The sequence below is a fragment of the Streptomyces sp. NPDC057445 genome (assembly GCF_042802855.1).
Lineage (GTDB): Bacteria > Actinomycetota > Actinomycetes > Streptomycetales > Streptomycetaceae > Streptomyces.
The window spans coordinates 170,201-186,397 of the sequence record NZ_JBHVDH010000005.1; the positions used below are offsets into that span (position 1 = coordinate 170,201).

Below are 16,197 nucleotides of genomic sequence, written 5' to 3' on the forward strand. Positions count from 1 at the left end.
ATGCAAAGTAGCGCGAGTTTTCGAACAGTTTCAAGCATTCGAGCCAGGATGCTGTGCGCTAAGGTCACGTCGAACGTTCGAGGAAGGGAACTGCGGATGTCCCGCGACGCCCGTTGGAAGGCACTGCTGGAACTGCTGGTCGAGCAGGGCCGGCTGGACGTCGACGAGGCCGCGGCCGCGCTGGATGTCTCGGCGGCGACGATCCGGCGCGATTTCGACCAGCTCGCCGAGCAGCAGATGCTCGTACGCACCCGCGGGGGCGCCGTCGTGCACGGGGTCTCGTACGAACTCCCCCTGCGCTACAAGACGTCGAGGCGCGCGGCGGAGAAGCAGCGCATCAGCGCGGCCGTCGCGGGGCTGATCTCCCCCGGCGACGCGGTGGGATTCACGGGCGGCACGACGACCACCGAGGTCGCCAGGGCGCTGGCCGCTCGGCCCGACCTGGCATCGGGCTCCCCGGCGCTCACGATCGTCACCAACGCCCTGAACATCGCCAACGAGCTGGCGATCCGGCCACAGTTCAAGATCGTGGTGACCGGCGGTGTGGCCCGTCCGCAGTCGTACGAGCTCATCGGTCCGCTCGCCGACGGCGTGCTGAGCCAGATCACCATGGATGTCGCGGTCCTGGGCGTGGACGCGTTCGACGTGGTCCACGGGGCCGCGGCACACGACGAGGACGAGGCCGCGATCAACCGGCTGCTGTGCGAGCGCGCCAGGCGGGTCGTGGTCGCCGCCGACTCGACGAAGCTCGCCGCCCGCGCCTTCGCGCGCATCTGCGGCGTCGAACAGGTCGACACGCTGGTGACGGACGCGGCCGTGCCGGACGAGACCGCGGCCCGGTTCGAGGAGGCCGGTGTGACGGTCGTCCGGGCCTGACCGGGCCCGCACGGGCTATAACTGGATGATGATCATCCATGTGGTCCCGCTCGACGACTGGCTCGCCATTCCCGAACGGCCTTACGCCCCGAAGACCTTCGCCGCGGAAGGCTTCATCCATTGCTCGCCCGACGAGGCGACGACGCTCGCGATCGTCGACGCGTACTACCGGACGACTCCCGGTCCTCTGATGGCCCTGCTCATCGACGAGGGCAGACTGCGCTCCCCCGTCCGGTACGAGCCGGCGGGAACCTCGCCGCCGGGTGTCGCCCCGGGCACACTCTTCCCTCATGTCTACGGACCGATCGAGCGGGAAGCGGTCGAAGGCCTCCTGGAGATCCAGCGGGACGCCGACGGCCGGGCCATGGGGTTCGTACCCTGGGCATGACGGCGTCCGCGGCCGCCGTCGCCGTCGCCGTCGCCGTTGCCGTCAGCCTCCGGCCTCCTCCGGCGGCGGCCACCCCGGGGACGCGCCGCCCGGGGAGAGCCGCTCGACCACTTCCGCCAGCTCGGTGCAGGCCTGTTCGATCTTGTGCCGGATGGCCTGCTGCTCGGTCACGATCGCCGACAGCAGCAGGCCGGTGAGCGCTGCGGAGCCGTTGAGCGCCTGGAGCGTGCCCATGACCGCGAAGAGGCCGTGCTCGTCGAACGGCCCGGCCCGGTCGGTCGCCGCCGAGATCGCCAGGACGGACACGACCAGCACACACGGGGCGGCACCGGGCAGTTGGAAGCGCAGTGCCGCCCAGATCAGCAGCGGGAACACCAGGAAGAGCAGGGAGAGGTTGCTTCTCGTGGTGAGGACCGTGACGGTGGCGACGCCGACCGCGAGCAGCACGGCCTCGACCACGCGGGCGGGACGGACCTCGGACGGCCACCGGATGTTCCGGGCCACCAGCAGCAGGGGTGTGATCACAAGAACACCCATGGCGTCGCCCGCCCACCACGCGGACCACACCGGCCAGAAGCTCTCCGGCGCGAGCTGGCCGTCCAGCACCAGGACCCCGGCCCCGACGGTCGCGCTGATCAGCATCCCGGCGAAGGCCCCCAGGAACACCAGCGCCACCCCGTCCCGCAGCCGGTCGAGCTCGGCGCGAAAGCCCACCCGACGCAACATCAGATAGGCGCAGACCGGGGCGAGGCTGTTCCCGGCGAGGATGCCGAGGACGGAGGCCCGGAACGGGCTGATGGCCAGGATGACGAGCAGGGTGCCCAGGGCGATCCCGGGCCAGATCCGCAGCCCGAACCAGATCAGCGCGGCCATGGCGATACCCGTGGGCGGCCACAGCGGCGTGACCACCGCCTTCTCGACGACGACTTGCAGCGTCAGCCCGACACGCGCCGCCGCGTAATAGGCGACGGCGACGGCGAGCATGAGGAGGACGACTGCACCGGTGTGCCGGAGTTCCCTGGTACGGACCACACCCGCCATCACACATCGTCCCCCGGCAGGGCGTCCGCCGTGACACGCGCCGCCACGGCTTCGGCACGCGCGGGCGCTTCATCTCACCCGGGCGCACGGTCGACAGCAGCCGGAGCCCGACCCTCACCACCCGCTTGCCTGGACCCTGGACACGCATCGTGGCGCAGTACGAGTACGGCGGCGTCGTCCGTGTGGTCGGTGAATTCGGCCGCCTTCATCACTTCGGCGGCGAGCTCTTCCGCGCCTGCCCCGGCGCCGGTCGCGGCGCCGATCAGCCCGGTCACCCGGTCGAGCCCCGTGTCGACCGGTACCCCCGGACCTTCTATCAGCCCGTCCGTGAGCAGGACGAATGTCCCGCCCCGGGTCAGCCGGCGCCTGGTCACCGGGTATCCCTCGCCCGCCTGGATGCCCAGCGGCAGGCCTCCGTCGTCCTGCACCGCTCCGCAGCGGCCGTCGTCCGTGGCCCAGACCGCGGGGACATGCCCGGCACGGGCGCTCTCGAGCATCCATGCCGTCGGATCGAAGCGGACGAAGGTGCAGGTCGCAAAGAGTTCGCGGCCGACGGACACCAGCAGGTCGTTGGCCCGGCTGAGCACCTCTCCCGGGTCGGTGGCCGCGGTGGCGACGGCTCGCAGCCCCATTCGGATCTGTCCCATGAACGCCGCAGCCTCGACATCGTGCCCCTGCACGTCCCCGATGGAGAACGCGAGTGAGCCGTCGGGCATGACGAAACCGTCGTACCAGTCGCCGCCGATCTCGAGGCCGTCACGCGCGGGGGCGTAGCGTGCTGCCGTTCGCAGCCCGGGCACAGAGGGCAGCACCGACGGGAGCATGTCCCGCTGAAGAGCCACGGCGAGGTCCACGCGGGCCCTGTGGTGTTCCGCCCCCTGCCGGGCCTGCGCGGTGAGATACCCGAGCGTGGTCAGGAGATCGTCGGCGCTCGCCGACCTCGGGGGACGACGCTGCGTCATTGACCGCTCCGATGCACCGCTCCGATATGTGCATGTTCCTGCACGAACCCGCCGCTCATCATACTTCCGGGCCGTATGAGTCGCTTGGTGAAGCGGTCCGGACCCCTCGCCCCTAAGATCACGAACAGTCCGGGACACGGCAGGAGGCAGCTCAGGTGACCACCCCCAGGCCCACGGCCACACCGACGTCAACGGCCACACCGACGTCCACGTCCGCGTCCACGTCCGCATCCGCGTCAGGCGGAAGCCGGGCCCGTCCCACCGTGGCGGTCCTCGGCACCGGAATCATGGGCGCGGCGATGGCCCGCAGCATGCTTCGCGCCGGGTTGCCCGTCCGGGCCTGGAACCGTACGCGCGCGAAGGCCGAGGCCCTGGTGGCCGACGGTGCCTACTGTGCCGCCACGCCCGCCGAAGCCGTCACCGGAGCCGATGTGGTGGTGACCGTTCTCAACGACGGACCGCGTGTGCTGGCCGCCATGCGGGATGCGGCCGACGGCCTCGCCCCGGGAACGGTGTGGGCCCAGGCCGCCACGGTCGGCGACGCGGCCACGTCCGAGCTTGCCGGATTCGCGCGCGAGCACGCGCTCATCTTCTTCGACGCGCCGGTGCTCGGCTCCCAGCCCGCTGCGGAGGCGGGCGAGCTCCTCGTCCTGGCCGCCGGCCCGCCGGACGCGCGGGCTGCCCTGGCCCCCGTCCTCGACGCCATCGGCCGCCGCACCACCTGGGTGGGCGACGACGGGTCGTCGGCCGCGGCCAGCCGTCTGAAGCTGGTCCTCAACAGCTGGCTCACCGCCGTCACCCATGCGACCGCCGAGGTCGTCGCCCTGGCCCGCGCGCTCGACGTCGACCCCCAGGCCTTCCTCGACTCCGTCGCCGGCGGGGCCCTGGACAACGGCTATATGCGCCTCAAGTCGGCGATGATGCTCAACGGTGACTACACCGCCACGTTCACCGTCGACAACGCCCTCAAGGACGCCCGCCTGATCACCGAGGCCGCCGACCGCGCCGGGGTCCGCCTGGACCTCGCCCAGGCAGGCGTCGCACGCTTCGAACGGGTGGAGCGCGCCGGGCACGGGGCCGACGACATGGCGGCCAGCTACCTGGCCTCCTTCGACGAGGGGGCCTGAGGCGGGCGGCGCCGGCTCCAGAACACGGCCTACGCGCCCGGGGGGTGCTCGTCCGCCGCGATCCTTCTCCGCACACGCTCCTCGTGGACCAGCCGTCCGACCAGCGCTCCGCCGTAGACGACGAACCCCACACCCACCAGCCAGGACTGCAGCACCAGCACCGTCCCGAACGGGCCGTACGTCACCGCGTTCGACGCGATCAGCGGCGAGAAGACGAACTGGGAGAAGATCCGCAGCCCGAGCAGCCCGAGCGCGGTCACAGCCGCCCCGGGCGCCAGCGCCCGCCAGCGGACCCGGCCGCAGAGCAGCAGCCGCTGCGACCACCAGAAGAAGAGAAAGGTTCCGATCAGATCGGCGCCGGCGACGAGGGCCGTCACCAGCGCTGAAGCGTTCGCGGGAGTCGGCGTGGCGACGAACGCCAGCAGTGCGGCGATCAGCACGGCCAGCCAGACGACGTGCCGCCACATCGTGTGCCAGCGCGCCGTCGGTACGGCCCACGCCCGCTCGTATCCGGTCTGTACGGCGGATCCGAAGGTCACACCGAACGCGGCCAAAGCGGCGAGACCGAGCGCGGTGGTCCGCTGGAGGGCCTCCCCCGGGGGGCCGAACAGCTGCTCCACCTCCTCCTGGGAAACCTCCGACACGCCCAGGCCCTGCACCAGCCACCTGGCGAAGCCCTGGCCGCTCGCCAGGTCGGCCGCCGCGACCACGACCAGCAGCGGAACCAGGGTGAGGAAGCCCAGAGCGGCGAAGCCCATGGCCCGGTGCATCAGCTCCATCTCGCGGCCCCGGTTCCAGGCGAGCCCGATCACGGAGTTCGGGATGCGCCGCCGCAGCCGGGCGAACCAGTGGCCGGGGCGCGCCTCGTCGGTCTCCTGCGGCACGCCGAATCTGAAGGGCATGTGCCGTTCGCTACCCGCAAGCGCGACATGACCCGTCGCACGTGCCGCCGAACGGGTGGCGGTGGCTTGTGGGATGACGTCGCCCGGGTGCCGCCGCACGGATGCCGTCGGGGGGGTCCACAGGCGCCTGCGCGGTCGCCCCGGAGGGCGGCGCAGTGTTAGAACTGGGACATGATCGGACGTACCCGCCGGTCCCGGCTGACGGCGGTCGAGCCGCCCGGCCGTCCGCGGGCTCACGGTCAGCACGAGCACCCGGCCGGCGTACGGCCACGGCCCCGTTCACGTTTCGGCGTACACAGTCTCGCCGCGCAGGTGTTCCTGCTGCAGGCGGTCATGATCATCCTCCTCGTGGCGGCCGGGGCGGCCGCCCTGGTCCTTCAGGCGCGCTACGACAGTGTGGAATCGGCCAAGTACCGCTCACTGGCGACGGCCGAGACGTTCGCGCACGCGCCCGGCACGGCGCTCGCGCTCAAGTCGGCCCATCCGACGGCGATCCTCCAGCCCGCCGCCGAGCAGGCCCAGCGCGGAGCGGGCGTCGACTTCATCACCGTGCTGAGCGTGGACGGCGTCCGTTACACGGACCCGGAGCCCGCGCTGATCGGCCGGCGCGCCGAAGGCGACATCTCCCGTGCGGCCAGGGGCGAGGCGTTCACCGAGACGTTCGAGGGCGGACCGCAGGACGCGGTCCGGGCGGTCGTTCCCGTCATGGACGCCGGCCGACGGGTCGTCGGCGTGGTCAGCGCCGGTATCCAGGTCACGAACCTCGGCGAGCTGGTGGACCGGCAGCTGCCGGTGGTGCTGGCGTCGGCCGCCGGTGCGCTGGCGCTCTCCACCGCCGGCGCCGCGCTCGTCAGCAGGCGGCTGCGGCGACAGACGCACGGCCTCGACCCTGCGGAGATGACCCGTATGTACGAGCACCACGACGCGGTGCTGCACGCCGTGCGCGAAGGCGTGCTGATCGTCGGCGGCGACGGACGGCTGGTCCTCGCCAACGACGAGGCGCGCCGGCTGCTCGATCTGCCACCCGACGCGGACCGGCGTCCCGCGTCCGAGCTGGGACTCGGCCCCGGCCTGACCCAGCTGCTCGTGTCCGGCGAGGAGGTGTCCGACGAAGTGTTCCTGTCCGGTGACCGGCTGCTGGCCGTCAACACACGTCCTACGGCCCCGTACGGGGGCGTTCCGGGCGTGGTCGCCAGTCTCCGCGACACCACGGAGCTGCGTGCCCTGTCCGGCCGGGCGGAGATCGCCCGGGAACGCCTGACGCTGCTGTACGAAGCGGGGGTGCGGATCGGCACCACCCTGGATGTCCGGCGCACGGCGGAGGAGCTGGCAGAAGTCGCCGTCCCCCGGTTCTCGGACTTCGCCACCGTGGAACTGCTCGATGATGTGCTGCGTGGGGAGGAGCCGACCAGCGCGGCCACGGAGATGCGGCGCACCGCGCTGCACGGCGTCCGTGACGACCCGCCGCTCCAGCCCGTGGGGGACGTGGTCAGGTACGTCATCCCGACGACTCCGATGGCCACGGCCCTGGGCAGCGGCCAGGCCGTGCTGGCCCGGGATCTGGCCACCCTCCACGAATGGAGGTCGCAGGACCAGGAAGGAGCACAGCGGGCGCTCGAATACGGCATCCGCTCGCTGATCACGGTGCCGCTGCGGGCCCGGGGCGTCGTTCTGGGGATGGCCAACTTCTGGCGGACCCGGAATCAGCCGTACTTCGACGAGGACGACGCCTCCTTCGCCGAAGAGCTGGCCGCCCGGGCGGCCGTGGCGATCGACAATGCCCGCCGGTTCACCCGGGAACACGCGATGGCGGTCACCCTTCAGCGCAGTCTGCTGCCCCGTGACCTCCCGGAGCAGGATGCGCTGGATGTGGCGTGGCGCTATCTTCCGGCGCAGGCCGGTGTGGGCGGCGACTGGTTCGACGTCATTCCGCTGCCCGGGTTCCGGGTCGCCCTTGTCGTCGGCGATGTCGTAGGTCATGGCATGCATGCCGCGGCCACGATGGGCCGGCTGCGCACCGCGGTGCTCAACTTCTCGTCCCTCGACCTGCCGCCGGCCGATCTTCTGGCCCGCCTGGACGATCTGGTGATCCGTATCGACGCGGACCAGAAGGCCGAGGAGCACGATGGCGCGCCGGTGACCGGTGCCACCTGCCTCTACGCGGTCTACGACCCGGTCGGCGGACGCTGCACGCTCGCCCATGCCGGGCATCTCCCGCCGGCCCTGGTCGATCCGGTGCTGGGCGTGACGTTTCCCGAGCTGCCGGTGTCACCGCCGCTCGGAATCGGGGGGCATCCCTTCGACGAGACGGAGCTGGATCTGGCCGAGGACAGCCGGCTCGTCCTGTTCACGGACGGACTCGTCGAGGATCGCCGGCGGGATGTCGACGAGGGGCTGGATCTCCTGCGCGCCGCCGTCGCCCCGCCGGGCCTGACACCGGAGGAGACCTGCCGGGCCGTGACGGATGCGATGCCTCTGGGCCAGTCGAGCGACGACATCGCGCTCCTCGTCGCCCGTACACGCCGGCTGCCGGCGGACAGGGTGGCTGTCTGGGACGTCCTGCAGGATGTCTCTGAGGTCTCGCGGCTGCGCGCCGAGGCCACGCGGAAGCTCGCCGAGTGGGATCTGCAGGAGGCGTCGTTCGTCACCGAACTCGTCCTCAGTGAGCTGCTCACCAACGCCGTCCGCTACGGCACCGACCCCGTCCGGGTCCGGCTGCTGTACGGTCACACCCTCGTCTGCGAGGTCTCCGACGGCAGCAGCACATCCCCCCATCTGCGGCGCGCCGCCACCACGGACGAGGGAGGCCGCGGGCTGTTCCTGGTCGCCCAGTTCGCGCAGCGCTGGGGGACGCGCTATGTGTCGGGGGGGAAGATCATCTGGGCGGAGCTGGCGCTGGGCGGCGCGCTCCCGGACGAGCCGGTGATGGTGTTCGACGAGGAACTGGCGTGGTGAGGGCCCTGCCGGGTCACGCCACGAGCCGGGCCTCGACTCCCGCCGCGGGCTGCTGGTGACCACCGCTGGCGAGCATCCGCACTTCTCCGCGGTCGCTGATCTCCGCCTGCACGATGCCGGTGTCGTCCGTGTACACGGGATGGCCGCCGGGGCCCTTCCGGTCGGTACGGTGTACGACGACGGCGTCCTCCGCCGCCCCGACCGCTTGTCCCGCGTCCGCCAGGGCGGTGTGCGCGAACACCAGCTCGTACGCGTCGCCCGTGTCGTTCCGGTTCATTACGCCCTCCTTTGCCGTGCGGCCGTGCACAGCGCCCGGATATGGCACCGAATGCCCATTATCGGGCAGTTCAAGCCGGACGCCAGTGCGAAAGCGGCCGTAACGGGCCGGGGCAGGGGACCGCGTGGCTCAGAACCGGGCGTGCGCGGTGATGTCCTCCTCGAACCGGTCGATCATCTCCGGCGTCACGGTGGGCCTGCACTGGGCGATCGCGGCCAGGTAGTCGTCGGTGCCGGCCCCCGCACGGTACCCCTCCGTACCCGACCCGTTCCCCTGCAGATCCCGCTCGAACGCGGACTGCGCGGCGATCCGGGCCGCGTGCTCGATGTCTGCCGGAGTGAACAGTTCGCTGACCGCCACCAGGGCCGTGACATCCACGTCGGGCCTGCCGTCCGTGTACCGGGACCAGATCGCCGACCGGGCAGCCTTGTCCGGCGTGCCGATCGGGATCAGATAGTCGAAACGGCCGTGCCGCAGAAACGCCGGGTCGAGCGAGCGGACCGAGTTCGTGGCGCACACCAGCAGCCGCTCGCCGCCCTCCCGGAAGCCCGGTATGAGCTTGAGGAGCTCATTGGTGACCCCGTGCATCCCGCCCGGCTGAGCGGGCTCTGTCCGCACGGGAGCGATCTCCTCGACCTCGTCGATGAAGACGAGCACCCGCTCCAGCTCGGCGATCCGCGCGAACGCGCTGCGCAGAGCCGCGGCGAGATTGCCCTCGTCGGCCAGCCGGGAGGGCAGCAGCTCCACGAAAGGCCAGCCGAGCCTGGACGCGATGCCCCGGGCGAACGTGGTCTTGCCGGTGCCCGGCGGCCCGAAGAGGGTGATGGCCCGGGGCGGCCGCACACCGTGGCGGGCTGCCCGCTCCGGCTGCGCCAGCGGCACGACGACCCGCCGTTCGATCAGGTCCTTCTCTGCTTCCATCCCGGCCACCTGGGCCCACAGACCGCCGGCCAGGAACCGGCCGCCGAGATCCTCCAGCAGGCCGGCCGCGGGGCCGTGGGCCGGTTCGGACTTCTCGAAGTAGGCGACCGCCGGCTGCCGCGTGTAGCCCGCGTTGAGCAGGCCCTCGCCGAGCAGCTCCTCCTCGGGCAGAACGTACGCGATCCGGCTCACGCGGGCGGCGACGAGCCGTCGCTCGAGCTCCACCAGCAGGGCGCTGGCGAGTCCCCGCCCGCGCCACGCGGAGGAGATGGCGATGCGCATCACCCAGGCCCGCTCACCGGCCACGGTGGCGAGGGCCGCCCCGATGGGGACGCCCTGGTGTACGGCGACGACGGCGGGCTGCCGGGAGGTGAGTGCGCCGATGCACTCCGCGAGGGAGAAGACCGATTCCTGGCCGAGTTCGGCCGTCGTGTCGATCAGGTGGACCACTGCCGCGAGATCGCTCTCTCGGTAGTCGTGGATGAGCCAGTTCACCGGTACCGCCCCTCGTGGGTCGCGTCTCTCGCGTCGTTCCGGTGAGGCTAGGGGCGGTGGCACGCGGTGATCCTGCGCCGTCGTGGACAACCCCCGCCCGGGAAGTGCGACGTTCCGTCCGTAGCCAGGCGCCCCCGCTGCCGGTCCCGGCTCCGCGGCGGTCGACCGGCTGCGGCGCGAGCAGGCCGTCGCCGACCGGGCAGCCCGGCTGGCGGAGCTCGCGCGGCTGGACGCGCAGGAGCACCGGCCCGACGAGGAGAGCGCCGGTGTGGCGGACGACCGGGTGCGGCTGATCTTCACCTGCTGCCATCCCGCCCTCGCGCTGCCCGGCCGGGTTCGCTGACGCTCAGGACGCTGGGGGGACCGAGCACGGAGGAGATCGCCCGCGCCTTCGTCGTCGCCCCGAAGCACCACGGGCGGGCCACCGGAATCGTGGGCGTGAGCCCGGCAGGATTCCTCTTGCCGGGCCCAGGACTCAGCAGATGCGCGGCAGTTGCTCGCCGAGCGGCATGTCGACCACGCGCGTGCCGCCGAGGCCGGTGCGGGCTACCACCATCCCGGGGTGGGCTTCGACCGCCTCGCCGATCACCGCCGCCCGGGTGCCGAGTGGGTGCGCCCGCATGGCCGCCAGGACCGCTTCGGCGTGCTCACGGGGCACGAAGGCGACCAGCTTGCCCTCGTTCGCGACGTACATGGGGTCCAGGCCCAGCACGGCGCAGGCGTTGGCCACGGCCGGCGGGACGGGGACGGCGCGCTCGTTGACGACCACCCCCGTGCCTGAGGCGGCGGCGATCTCGTTGAGTGAGGCGGCCAGTCCACCGCGTGTCGGGTCGCGCAGTACATGGAGATCGTCGGTGACCGAGAGCATCGCCTCGACGAGGCCGCCGAGTGCCGCGCAGTCGCTCTCGATCTCCACGCCGAACTCCAGGCCCTCGCGGACGCTCATGATCGCGACGCCGTGGACACCGATCTCGCCGCTGACGACCACGACATCGCCGGGGACGACGCGTTGCGGACGCAGGTCGACGCCGTTCGGGACGAGGCCGATGCCCGAGGTGTTGATGAAGATGCCGTCGCCGTGGCCCGCTTCCACGACCTTGGTGTCGCCCGTGGCCACCTCGACCCCGGCGGCCCGGGCGGCCTCGCCGAGGGCCTGGGCCACCCGGTTGACGACGGCCGTCTCGACGCCCTCTTCGAGGATGAACCCGCAGGACAGATACACGGCCCGGGCGCCGCTCATGGCGAGGTCGTTGACCGTGCCGTTGACCGCGAGGTCACCGATGCTGCCGCCGGGGAAGAACAGGGGCCGGACGACGAAGGAGTCGGTGGAGAAGGCCAGCCGCGCCCCGCCCAGTTCGAGCACCGCGGAGTCACCGAGACCGGCCAGTGCGGGACCGCCGAAGGCGGGGGCGAAGATGTGCTCGACCAGTTCGGCGGACATGGCACCGCCACCGCCGTGGCCCATCACCACACGGGGGTGGTCACGCAGCGGGAGCGGGCACGTCCAGGCCATGACGTCCGGTGCGAGGGGCGTGCCGGACTCCGCCGCCGACGAGGGTCCGGTCGCCGGGGTGGGCACGGTGTCGCCACGGTGCGGGGCTCGGGTGGTCTCAGACAACGGGACTGCCTTCCAGGGACACGGCCGGCAGATCGAGCCGCCGGTAGAGGTAGTAGGCGGCGCACGCACCCTCGCTGGAGACCATCGTGGCGCCGAGCGGGGTGCGCGGGGTGCAGATCGTTCCGAACGCTTCGCACTCATGGGGCTTCAGCAGGCCCTGCAGCACTTCGCCGCTGCGGCACGCGGCAGGTTCGCGGGTGTCGATGTCCGTGACCGAGAACCGGTGCTCGGCGTCGTACTCCCGATAGCGCGCGGACAGCCGCCAGCCGCTGTCCGGGATCACCCCGATGCCGCGCCAAGCGCGGTCGGTGACCTCGAACACGTCGTCCAGCATGGCTTGTGCCGGGAGATTCCCCTCCGGCCTGACGGCGCGCGGGTAGGCGTTTTCCACCGTGTGCTCGCCCCGCTCCAGTTGCAGGACGGTGCGGCGTACGCCCTCCAGGATGTCCAGCGGCTCGAATCCGGTCACCACGATCGGAACCCTGTACCGCTCGGCGAGTTCCGGGTACTCGCCGACGCCCATCACGCTGCACACGTGCCCGGCGGCGAGGAACGCCTGTACACGGCAGCTCGGCGACTGCATGATCGCCTCGATCGCCGGAGGTACCCGCACATGGGACACCAGCAGGCTGAAGTTGGGAATGCCGAGCTTGCGCGCCTGGTACACCGTCATGGCGTTGGGCGGCGCCGTGGTCTCGAAGCCGATGCCGAAGAACACGACCTGGCGGTCCGGGTTCTGCTGCGCGATCCGCAGCGCGTCGAGCGGCGAGTAGACCACCCGTACGTCACCGCCCTCCCCGCGTACCCGGAACAGGTCGCGGCCGGTCCCGGGAACGCGCAGCATGTCGCCGAACGAGCAGAAGATCACCTCGGGGCGGGAAGCGATCTCCAGTGCCTTGTCGATGACCTCCAGCGGTGTCACGCACACGGGGCAGCCCGGGCCGTGGATCAACTCGACCTCATCGGGGAGGAGTTGGTCGATGCCATGCCGGATGATGGTGTGCGTCTGGCCTCCGCAGACCTCCATCAGCGCCCAGGGCCGGGTCACGGTGGCGCGGATCTCGTCGAGCAGCCGTCGAGCCAGCTCCGGGTCCTGGAACTCGTCGATGTACTTCACCGCTGGGCCTCCCGTGAGGTGCTGTCGCCTGCGGCGGGGCGCTCGGTTTCTTCGGCGTCGGTGGCCGCCGGCTCCCACGGGTCGCCGAACTCCTCCTGGAGCATCCCGAGGTTCTCGAAGAGCTCCAGCGTCTGCCGGGCGGATTGCTCGTCCAGCCGCTGCAGGGCGAACCCGACGTGGACGATGGCGTATTCACCGACCTGAAGGTCCGGCAGATACTCCAGACACACCTCCTTGACGACCCCGCCGAAATCGACGGTGGCCATACGGGTGCCGTCCCGGTCCTCGATGCCCAGTACTTTGCCGGGTACCGCCAAGCACATGTGTTTCTCCTCGCTGTCGCGCTGCGGTGCGGTGCGGTGCGGTGCGGTGCGTCATCCGGCGGCTTCGGCCGTGGTGCGGGCCGCCACGACGAGCTGGCCGAGCGCCAGCCCTCCGTCGTTCGGGGGGATCCGGTGGTGACGCAGCACGGTGAAGCCGTCCTCGCGCAGTCCTCGGGCGCAGGCCGACGAGAGCAGCGCGTTGGCGAACACTCCCCCGGTCAGCGCCACCGTCCCGAGGCCGTGCTGCTCGCGAGCGGCGGCACAGACCGAGCGGACGAGACGGGCGACCGCCGTGTGGAAGCGCGCGGCGACGGTCGTGCTCGCAACGCCCTCACGTACGTCGGTGGCGATCGCGGCCAGCACGGGCGCGGGGTCGGCGCGCAGGGGGCCCTGGGAACCCGGATCCGGCGGAAGCAACGCGAAGGCATAGGAGCCGTCGTCCTCATCAGGGGCGCCCACCGCGGCGGCTTCGAGTTCCACCGCGGCCTGCGCCTCGTATCCCGCCCGGTGGCACACTCCCGCGAGGGACGAGACGGCGTCGAACAGCCGGCCCATGCTGGAGGTGGGCACGCAGTTCAGATCCCGCTCCAACTGCCTCTCCAGCACGGCGATTTCGCGCTCGGGGCAGGCGTCCACGCACGGCAGGCCGGGGGTCCATCCGATACCCGCCGCCCGCAGATGGGCGAGTGCCATCCGATAGGGGCGGTGTACGGCCGCGTCACCGCCCGCGAGCGGTACGTACGCGAGGTGCGCGAACCTGGTGAAGCCGGTGTAGTCGGCCAGCAGGAACTCACCGCCCCACACCGCGCCGTCGTCCCCGTAGCCGGTGCCGTCGAAGGCGACACCGATCACCTGCTCGCCGCCGTCCAGGCCGTGCTCTGCCATGGTCGCTGCGACATGCGCATGATGGTGCTGGACCCGTACGAGGGGCCGGTAGCCGGCGTGGCGCTGCGCCCACCGGGCCGATCGGTAGCCGGGGTGTCTGTCGGCCGCCAGAAGTCCGGGCCGTACGCCCGTGATCGCCTCCAGCTGCTCCTCGGCGAGGGCGAAGGCGTGCTGGACGGCGAGATCGTCCATGTCCCCGATGTGGGCGGACAGCCAGGCCTTGCGGTCGTTCCCCAGGCAGAGGGTGTTCTTGAGATCGCCGCCGACCGCGAGAGCGGGCGCCACCGACACCGGCAGGGTGACGGGCAGTGGGGCATAGCCGCGCGAGCGGCGGAGTGTCAGCGGTTCCCCGTCGCAGACGCGCACCACCGAGTCGTCGCAGGGCACATGGATCGGCCGGTCGTGCATCAGCCAGGCGTCGGCCAGATGGGCCAGCCGGTCCAGCGCTTCCGTGTCGTCCGTGACGATCGGCTCCCCCGCGAGGTTGCCGCTGGTCATCACGAGCAGACGGGGAGCGTCCTTGTCGCCGTCTCTGTCTCCGCTGCCGAGCCCGAGCAGCAGATGGTGCAGGGGGGTGTACGGGAGCATGACCCCGAGGTCCGGGCTGCCGGGGGCGACCGCGTCCGACAGCTGTGGGGCTCCGGGTCCGGCCGGGGATCCGGCGCGGCGTCGCATCAGGACGATCGGCCGGACGGCGCCGGTCAGCAACTCCCTCTCCACGGCGCCCATGTGCACGAGGTGTTCGACGGAGTCGATGTCCCGGGCCATCAGCGCGAACGGCTTGTCGCCGCGTGCCTTACGGCTGCGCAGCAGCTTCACCGCCGAGGAGTTCGCCGCGTCGCAGGCGAGGTGATAGCCGCCGAGCCCCTTGACCGCGAGGATCCCGCCGCCCGCCAGGATCCGGCGGGCCGCCGCCAGCGGGTCGGCCGCGACCGGTCCGGTCAGGCTCCGGTCGTTCGGGTCGGCCGCGAGCAGGTGCTCGGGCCGGAACCCCGGGGCGGCGGGAGCCAGGACCAGCCGGAGCCGGGGCCCGCAGGCGGGGCAGGCGACGGGCTGGGCGTGGAAGCGGCGGTCTGACGGATCGGTGTACTCCCTGGCGCAGTCGGAGCACATCGGGAAGTCGGCCATCGTCGTGTGGTCGCGGTCGTAGGGCAGGCCCGTGACGATGGTGAAGCGCGGCCCGCAGTGCGTGCACGTGATGAAGGGATGCCGGTGACGCCGGTCGGCGGGATCGGCGAGTTCGGCGAGGCAGTCGGCACAGGTGGCCGTGTCCGGTGAGACCAGTGTCCGTACCGGTCCGTCCGTCAGCGAGGCGAGGATGCTGAATCCGGTGCCGCCCAACGTGGGTACCTCTTCGTCGTGGACCGATTCGACGAGCGCCAGCGGCGGTGCGTCCACGGCGAGGCGCTCGCAGAAGCCGGCCACGGCGAGAAGGGGTCCCTCGACCTCTGCGATGACCCCGTCGCCCGTGTTGGTCACATGACCCGTCAGCTCGAGTCCGGTGGCAAGCGTGTACACGTACGGCCGGAAGCCGACTCCCTGCACCACGCCCCGGACGGTGACCCGGCGGCGCTGCACCGAGGTCGCGACGGCCGGTCCGGGCCGCAGTGACGTCACGGGCGGGCCTGCGCCATGACCGGGGCGTGCAACGGCGTGCCCTCGGCCGCCGCCAGGGCCCGGTCGATCAGGGTGCCGGCGCCCTCACCCGTACGTACGGAGGTGAGGACCACGTCCACACCGGGGTTGACCTGCTGCACATGGGCGCGGAAGGCCGCTTCGTCGAATCCGGCCGCCGCCGCGATGTCGGTCTTGGTGACGACCACGAGGTGCGCGAGGCCGAAGGCCGTGGGGTACTTCAGCGGCTTGTCCTCGCCCTCGGTCACGGAGGCCAGCACGACCCTCAGCGACTCGCCGAGGTCGTAGGAGGCCGGGCAGACGAGGTTGCCGACGTTCTCCACGAAGAGCAGCCGGGTGTCCTCGGGCAGCCAGCCGTCCAGATGCCCGGCCAGCATTCCGGCCTCCAGGTGGCACAGCCCGTCGGTGAGCACCTGCTTGACGGGAACACCGGAACGAGCGAGGCGCTTGGCGTCGTTCTCGGTCGCGAGGTCGGCCGTCAGCGCCGCGACCCGCAGCCCCCGCTCCCGTGCCAGCAGCAGCTCGCCCTCGAGGAGCGCGGTCTTCCCGCTGCCGGGGCTGGACAGGAGGTTGACCACGGTGGTTCCGCGGGCGGCCAGTGCGGCGCGCAGGGTCTGCGCTGTCGCGTCGTTCTTGGCGAGCACCGCCTGCTGCAGATCGACAACACGGCACATG

Annotated in this window: 15 protein-coding genes; 4 read left to right on the forward strand and 11 right to left on the reverse strand. The window is 71.7% G+C overall.

The annotated features are described in order from the left end of the window. The first annotated feature begins 96 nt into the window (after positions 1 to 96). Entirely contained in the window at positions 97 to 876 is a 780-nt protein-coding gene (locus ACFU5O_RS14240) for a DeoR/GlpR family DNA-binding transcription regulator (protein ID WP_384239958.1), read from the forward strand. Between the two features lie 28 nt (positions 877 to 904). After that, on the forward strand, positions 905 to 1,264 hold the full coding sequence (locus tag ACFU5O_RS14245; protein ID WP_384240429.1) for a DUF952 domain-containing protein: 360 nt from the start codon (positions 905 to 907) through the stop codon (positions 1,262 to 1,264). A gap of 42 nt (positions 1,265 to 1,306) precedes the next feature. Here ACFU5O_RS14245 and ACFU5O_RS14250 read toward each other — a convergent pair whose 3' ends face one another. From ACFU5O_RS14250 to ACFU5O_RS14260, 3 genes are all read right to left on the reverse strand, one after another. Then, a complete protein-coding gene (locus tag ACFU5O_RS14250; protein ID WP_384240431.1) occupies positions 1,307 to 2,296 on the reverse strand; it encodes an MASE1 domain-containing protein in 990 nt (329 codons plus the stop codon). An 83-nt stretch (positions 2,297 to 2,379) separates the two neighbouring features. Further along, complete coding sequence (locus ACFU5O_RS14255) at positions 2,380 to 3,267, reverse strand: PP2C family protein-serine/threonine phosphatase (protein WP_384239960.1); 888 nt, start codon at positions 3,265 to 3,267, stop codon at positions 2,380 to 2,382. Positions 3,268 to 3,418: 151 nt separating this feature from the next. Beyond that, a complete protein-coding gene (locus tag ACFU5O_RS14260; RefSeq protein WP_384239962.1) occupies positions 3,419 to 3,556 on the reverse strand; it encodes a hypothetical protein in 138 nt (45 codons plus the stop codon). A gap of 10 nt (positions 3,557 to 3,566) precedes the next feature. On the opposite strand from ACFU5O_RS14260, the gene ACFU5O_RS14265 reads away from it, so the two are divergent. After that, positions 3,567 to 4,394 (forward strand): NAD(P)-dependent oxidoreductase, encoded by an 828-nt coding sequence (locus ACFU5O_RS14265; protein WP_384239964.1) that lies wholly within the window; start codon positions 3,567 to 3,569, stop codon positions 4,392 to 4,394. A gap of 29 nt (positions 4,395 to 4,423) precedes the next feature. Here the strand turns inward: ACFU5O_RS14265 and ACFU5O_RS14270 are convergent, their stop codons facing one another. Continuing rightward, positions 4,424 to 5,296 carry a YhjD/YihY/BrkB family envelope integrity protein gene (locus ACFU5O_RS14270; RefSeq protein WP_384239965.1) on the reverse strand — a complete coding sequence of 291 codons (873 nt, stop codon included), beginning with the start codon at positions 5,294 to 5,296 and terminating at the stop codon, positions 4,424 to 4,426. Between the two features lie 171 nt (positions 5,297 to 5,467). Here ACFU5O_RS14270 and ACFU5O_RS14275 point away from each other — a divergent pair, with 171 nt between their 5' ends. Then, positions 5,468 to 8,251 carry a SpoIIE family protein phosphatase gene (locus ACFU5O_RS14275; RefSeq protein WP_384239967.1) on the forward strand — a complete coding sequence of 928 codons (2,784 nt, stop codon included), beginning with the start codon at positions 5,468 to 5,470 and terminating at the stop codon, positions 8,249 to 8,251. Between the two features lie 13 nt (positions 8,252 to 8,264). Here the strand turns inward: ACFU5O_RS14275 and ACFU5O_RS14280 are convergent, their stop codons facing one another. The 7 genes from ACFU5O_RS14280 to hypB all read right to left on the reverse strand — a co-directional run bounded on the left by ACFU5O_RS14280 (position 8,265) and on the right by hypB (position 16,196). Next, positions 8,265 to 8,528 carry a DUF6296 family protein gene (locus tag ACFU5O_RS14280; protein ID WP_384239969.1) on the reverse strand — a complete coding sequence of 88 codons (264 nt, stop codon included), beginning with the start codon at positions 8,526 to 8,528 and terminating at the stop codon, positions 8,265 to 8,267. Between the two features lie 129 nt (positions 8,529 to 8,657). Beyond that, the gene (locus ACFU5O_RS14285) at positions 8,658 to 9,944 is read right to left on the reverse strand and encodes a GNAT family N-acetyltransferase (RefSeq protein WP_384239971.1); all 1,287 of its coding nucleotides are present in this window, start codon (positions 9,942 to 9,944) and stop codon (positions 8,658 to 8,660) included. Positions 9,945 to 10,419: 475 nt separating this feature from the next. Beyond that, positions 10,420 to 11,457 carry a hydrogenase expression/formation protein HypE gene (gene hypE, locus ACFU5O_RS14290; RefSeq protein WP_384240433.1) on the reverse strand — a complete coding sequence of 346 codons (1,038 nt, stop codon included), beginning with the start codon at positions 11,455 to 11,457 and terminating at the stop codon, positions 10,420 to 10,422. Between the two features lie 97 nt (positions 11,458 to 11,554). Further along, positions 11,555 to 12,679: a hydrogenase formation protein HypD gene (gene hypD / locus ACFU5O_RS14295; RefSeq protein ID WP_384239972.1), complete on the reverse strand. Its 1,125-nt coding sequence runs from the start codon at positions 12,677 to 12,679 to the stop codon at positions 11,555 to 11,557. Next, on the reverse strand, positions 12,676 to 13,002 hold the full coding sequence (locus ACFU5O_RS14300; RefSeq protein WP_384239974.1) for a HypC/HybG/HupF family hydrogenase formation chaperone: 327 nt from the start codon (positions 13,000 to 13,002) through the stop codon (positions 12,676 to 12,678). Before ACFU5O_RS14300 ends, hypD begins: the two co-directional genes overlap by 4 nt. Before the next feature lie 51 nt (positions 13,003 to 13,053). Then, complete coding sequence (gene hypF, locus ACFU5O_RS14305) at positions 13,054 to 15,504, reverse strand: carbamoyltransferase HypF (protein WP_384239975.1); 2,451 nt, start codon at positions 15,502 to 15,504, stop codon at positions 13,054 to 13,056. Next, positions 15,501 to 16,196 (reverse strand): hydrogenase nickel incorporation protein HypB, encoded by a 696-nt coding sequence (gene hypB / locus ACFU5O_RS14310; RefSeq protein ID WP_384239977.1) that lies wholly within the window; start codon positions 16,194 to 16,196, stop codon positions 15,501 to 15,503. The genes hypF and hypB overlap by 4 nt, the downstream gene beginning before the upstream one ends. Between the last annotated feature and the right edge of the window lies 1 nt (position 16,197).

What these genes read in the sequence shown, in the direction of transcription:
- ACFU5O_RS14240 (WP_384239958.1), top strand. Translation starts at nt 97, where the DNA reads ATGTCCCGCGACGCCCGTTGGAAGGCACTGCTGGAACTGCTGGTCGAG.
- ACFU5O_RS14245 (WP_384240429.1), top strand. Translation starts at nt 905, where the DNA reads ATGATCATCCATGTGGTCCCGCTCGACGACTGGCTCGCCATTCCCGAA.
- ACFU5O_RS14255 (WP_384239960.1), bottom strand. Translation starts at nt 3,267, where the DNA reads ATGACGCAGCGTCGTCCCCCGAGGTCGGCGAGCGCCGACGATCTCCTG.
- ACFU5O_RS14260 (WP_384239962.1), bottom strand. Translation starts at nt 3,556, where the DNA reads ATGATTCCGGTGCCGAGGACCGCCACGGTGGGACGGGCCCGGCTTCCG.
- ACFU5O_RS14265 (WP_384239964.1), top strand. Translation starts at nt 3,567, where the DNA reads ATGGCCCGCAGCATGCTTCGCGCCGGGTTGCCCGTCCGGGCCTGGAAC.
- ACFU5O_RS14270 (WP_384239965.1), bottom strand. Translation starts at nt 5,296, where the DNA reads ATGCCCTTCAGATTCGGCGTGCCGCAGGAGACCGACGAGGCGCGCCCC.
- ACFU5O_RS14275 (WP_384239967.1), top strand. Translation starts at nt 5,468, where the DNA reads ATGATCGGACGTACCCGCCGGTCCCGGCTGACGGCGGTCGAGCCGCCC.
- ACFU5O_RS14280 (WP_384239969.1), bottom strand. Translation starts at nt 8,528, where the DNA reads ATGAACCGGAACGACACGGGCGACGCGTACGAGCTGGTGTTCGCGCAC.
- hypE (WP_384240433.1), bottom strand. Translation starts at nt 11,457, where the DNA reads ATGGCCTGGACGTGCCCGCTCCCGCTGCGTGACCACCCCCGTGTGGTG.
- ACFU5O_RS14300 (WP_384239974.1), bottom strand. Translation starts at nt 13,002, where the DNA reads ATGTGCTTGGCGGTACCCGGCAAAGTACTGGGCATCGAGGACCGGGAC.
- hypB (WP_384239977.1), bottom strand. Translation starts at nt 16,196, where the DNA reads ATGTGCCGTGTTGTCGATCTGCAGCAGGCGGTGCTCGCCAAGAACGAC.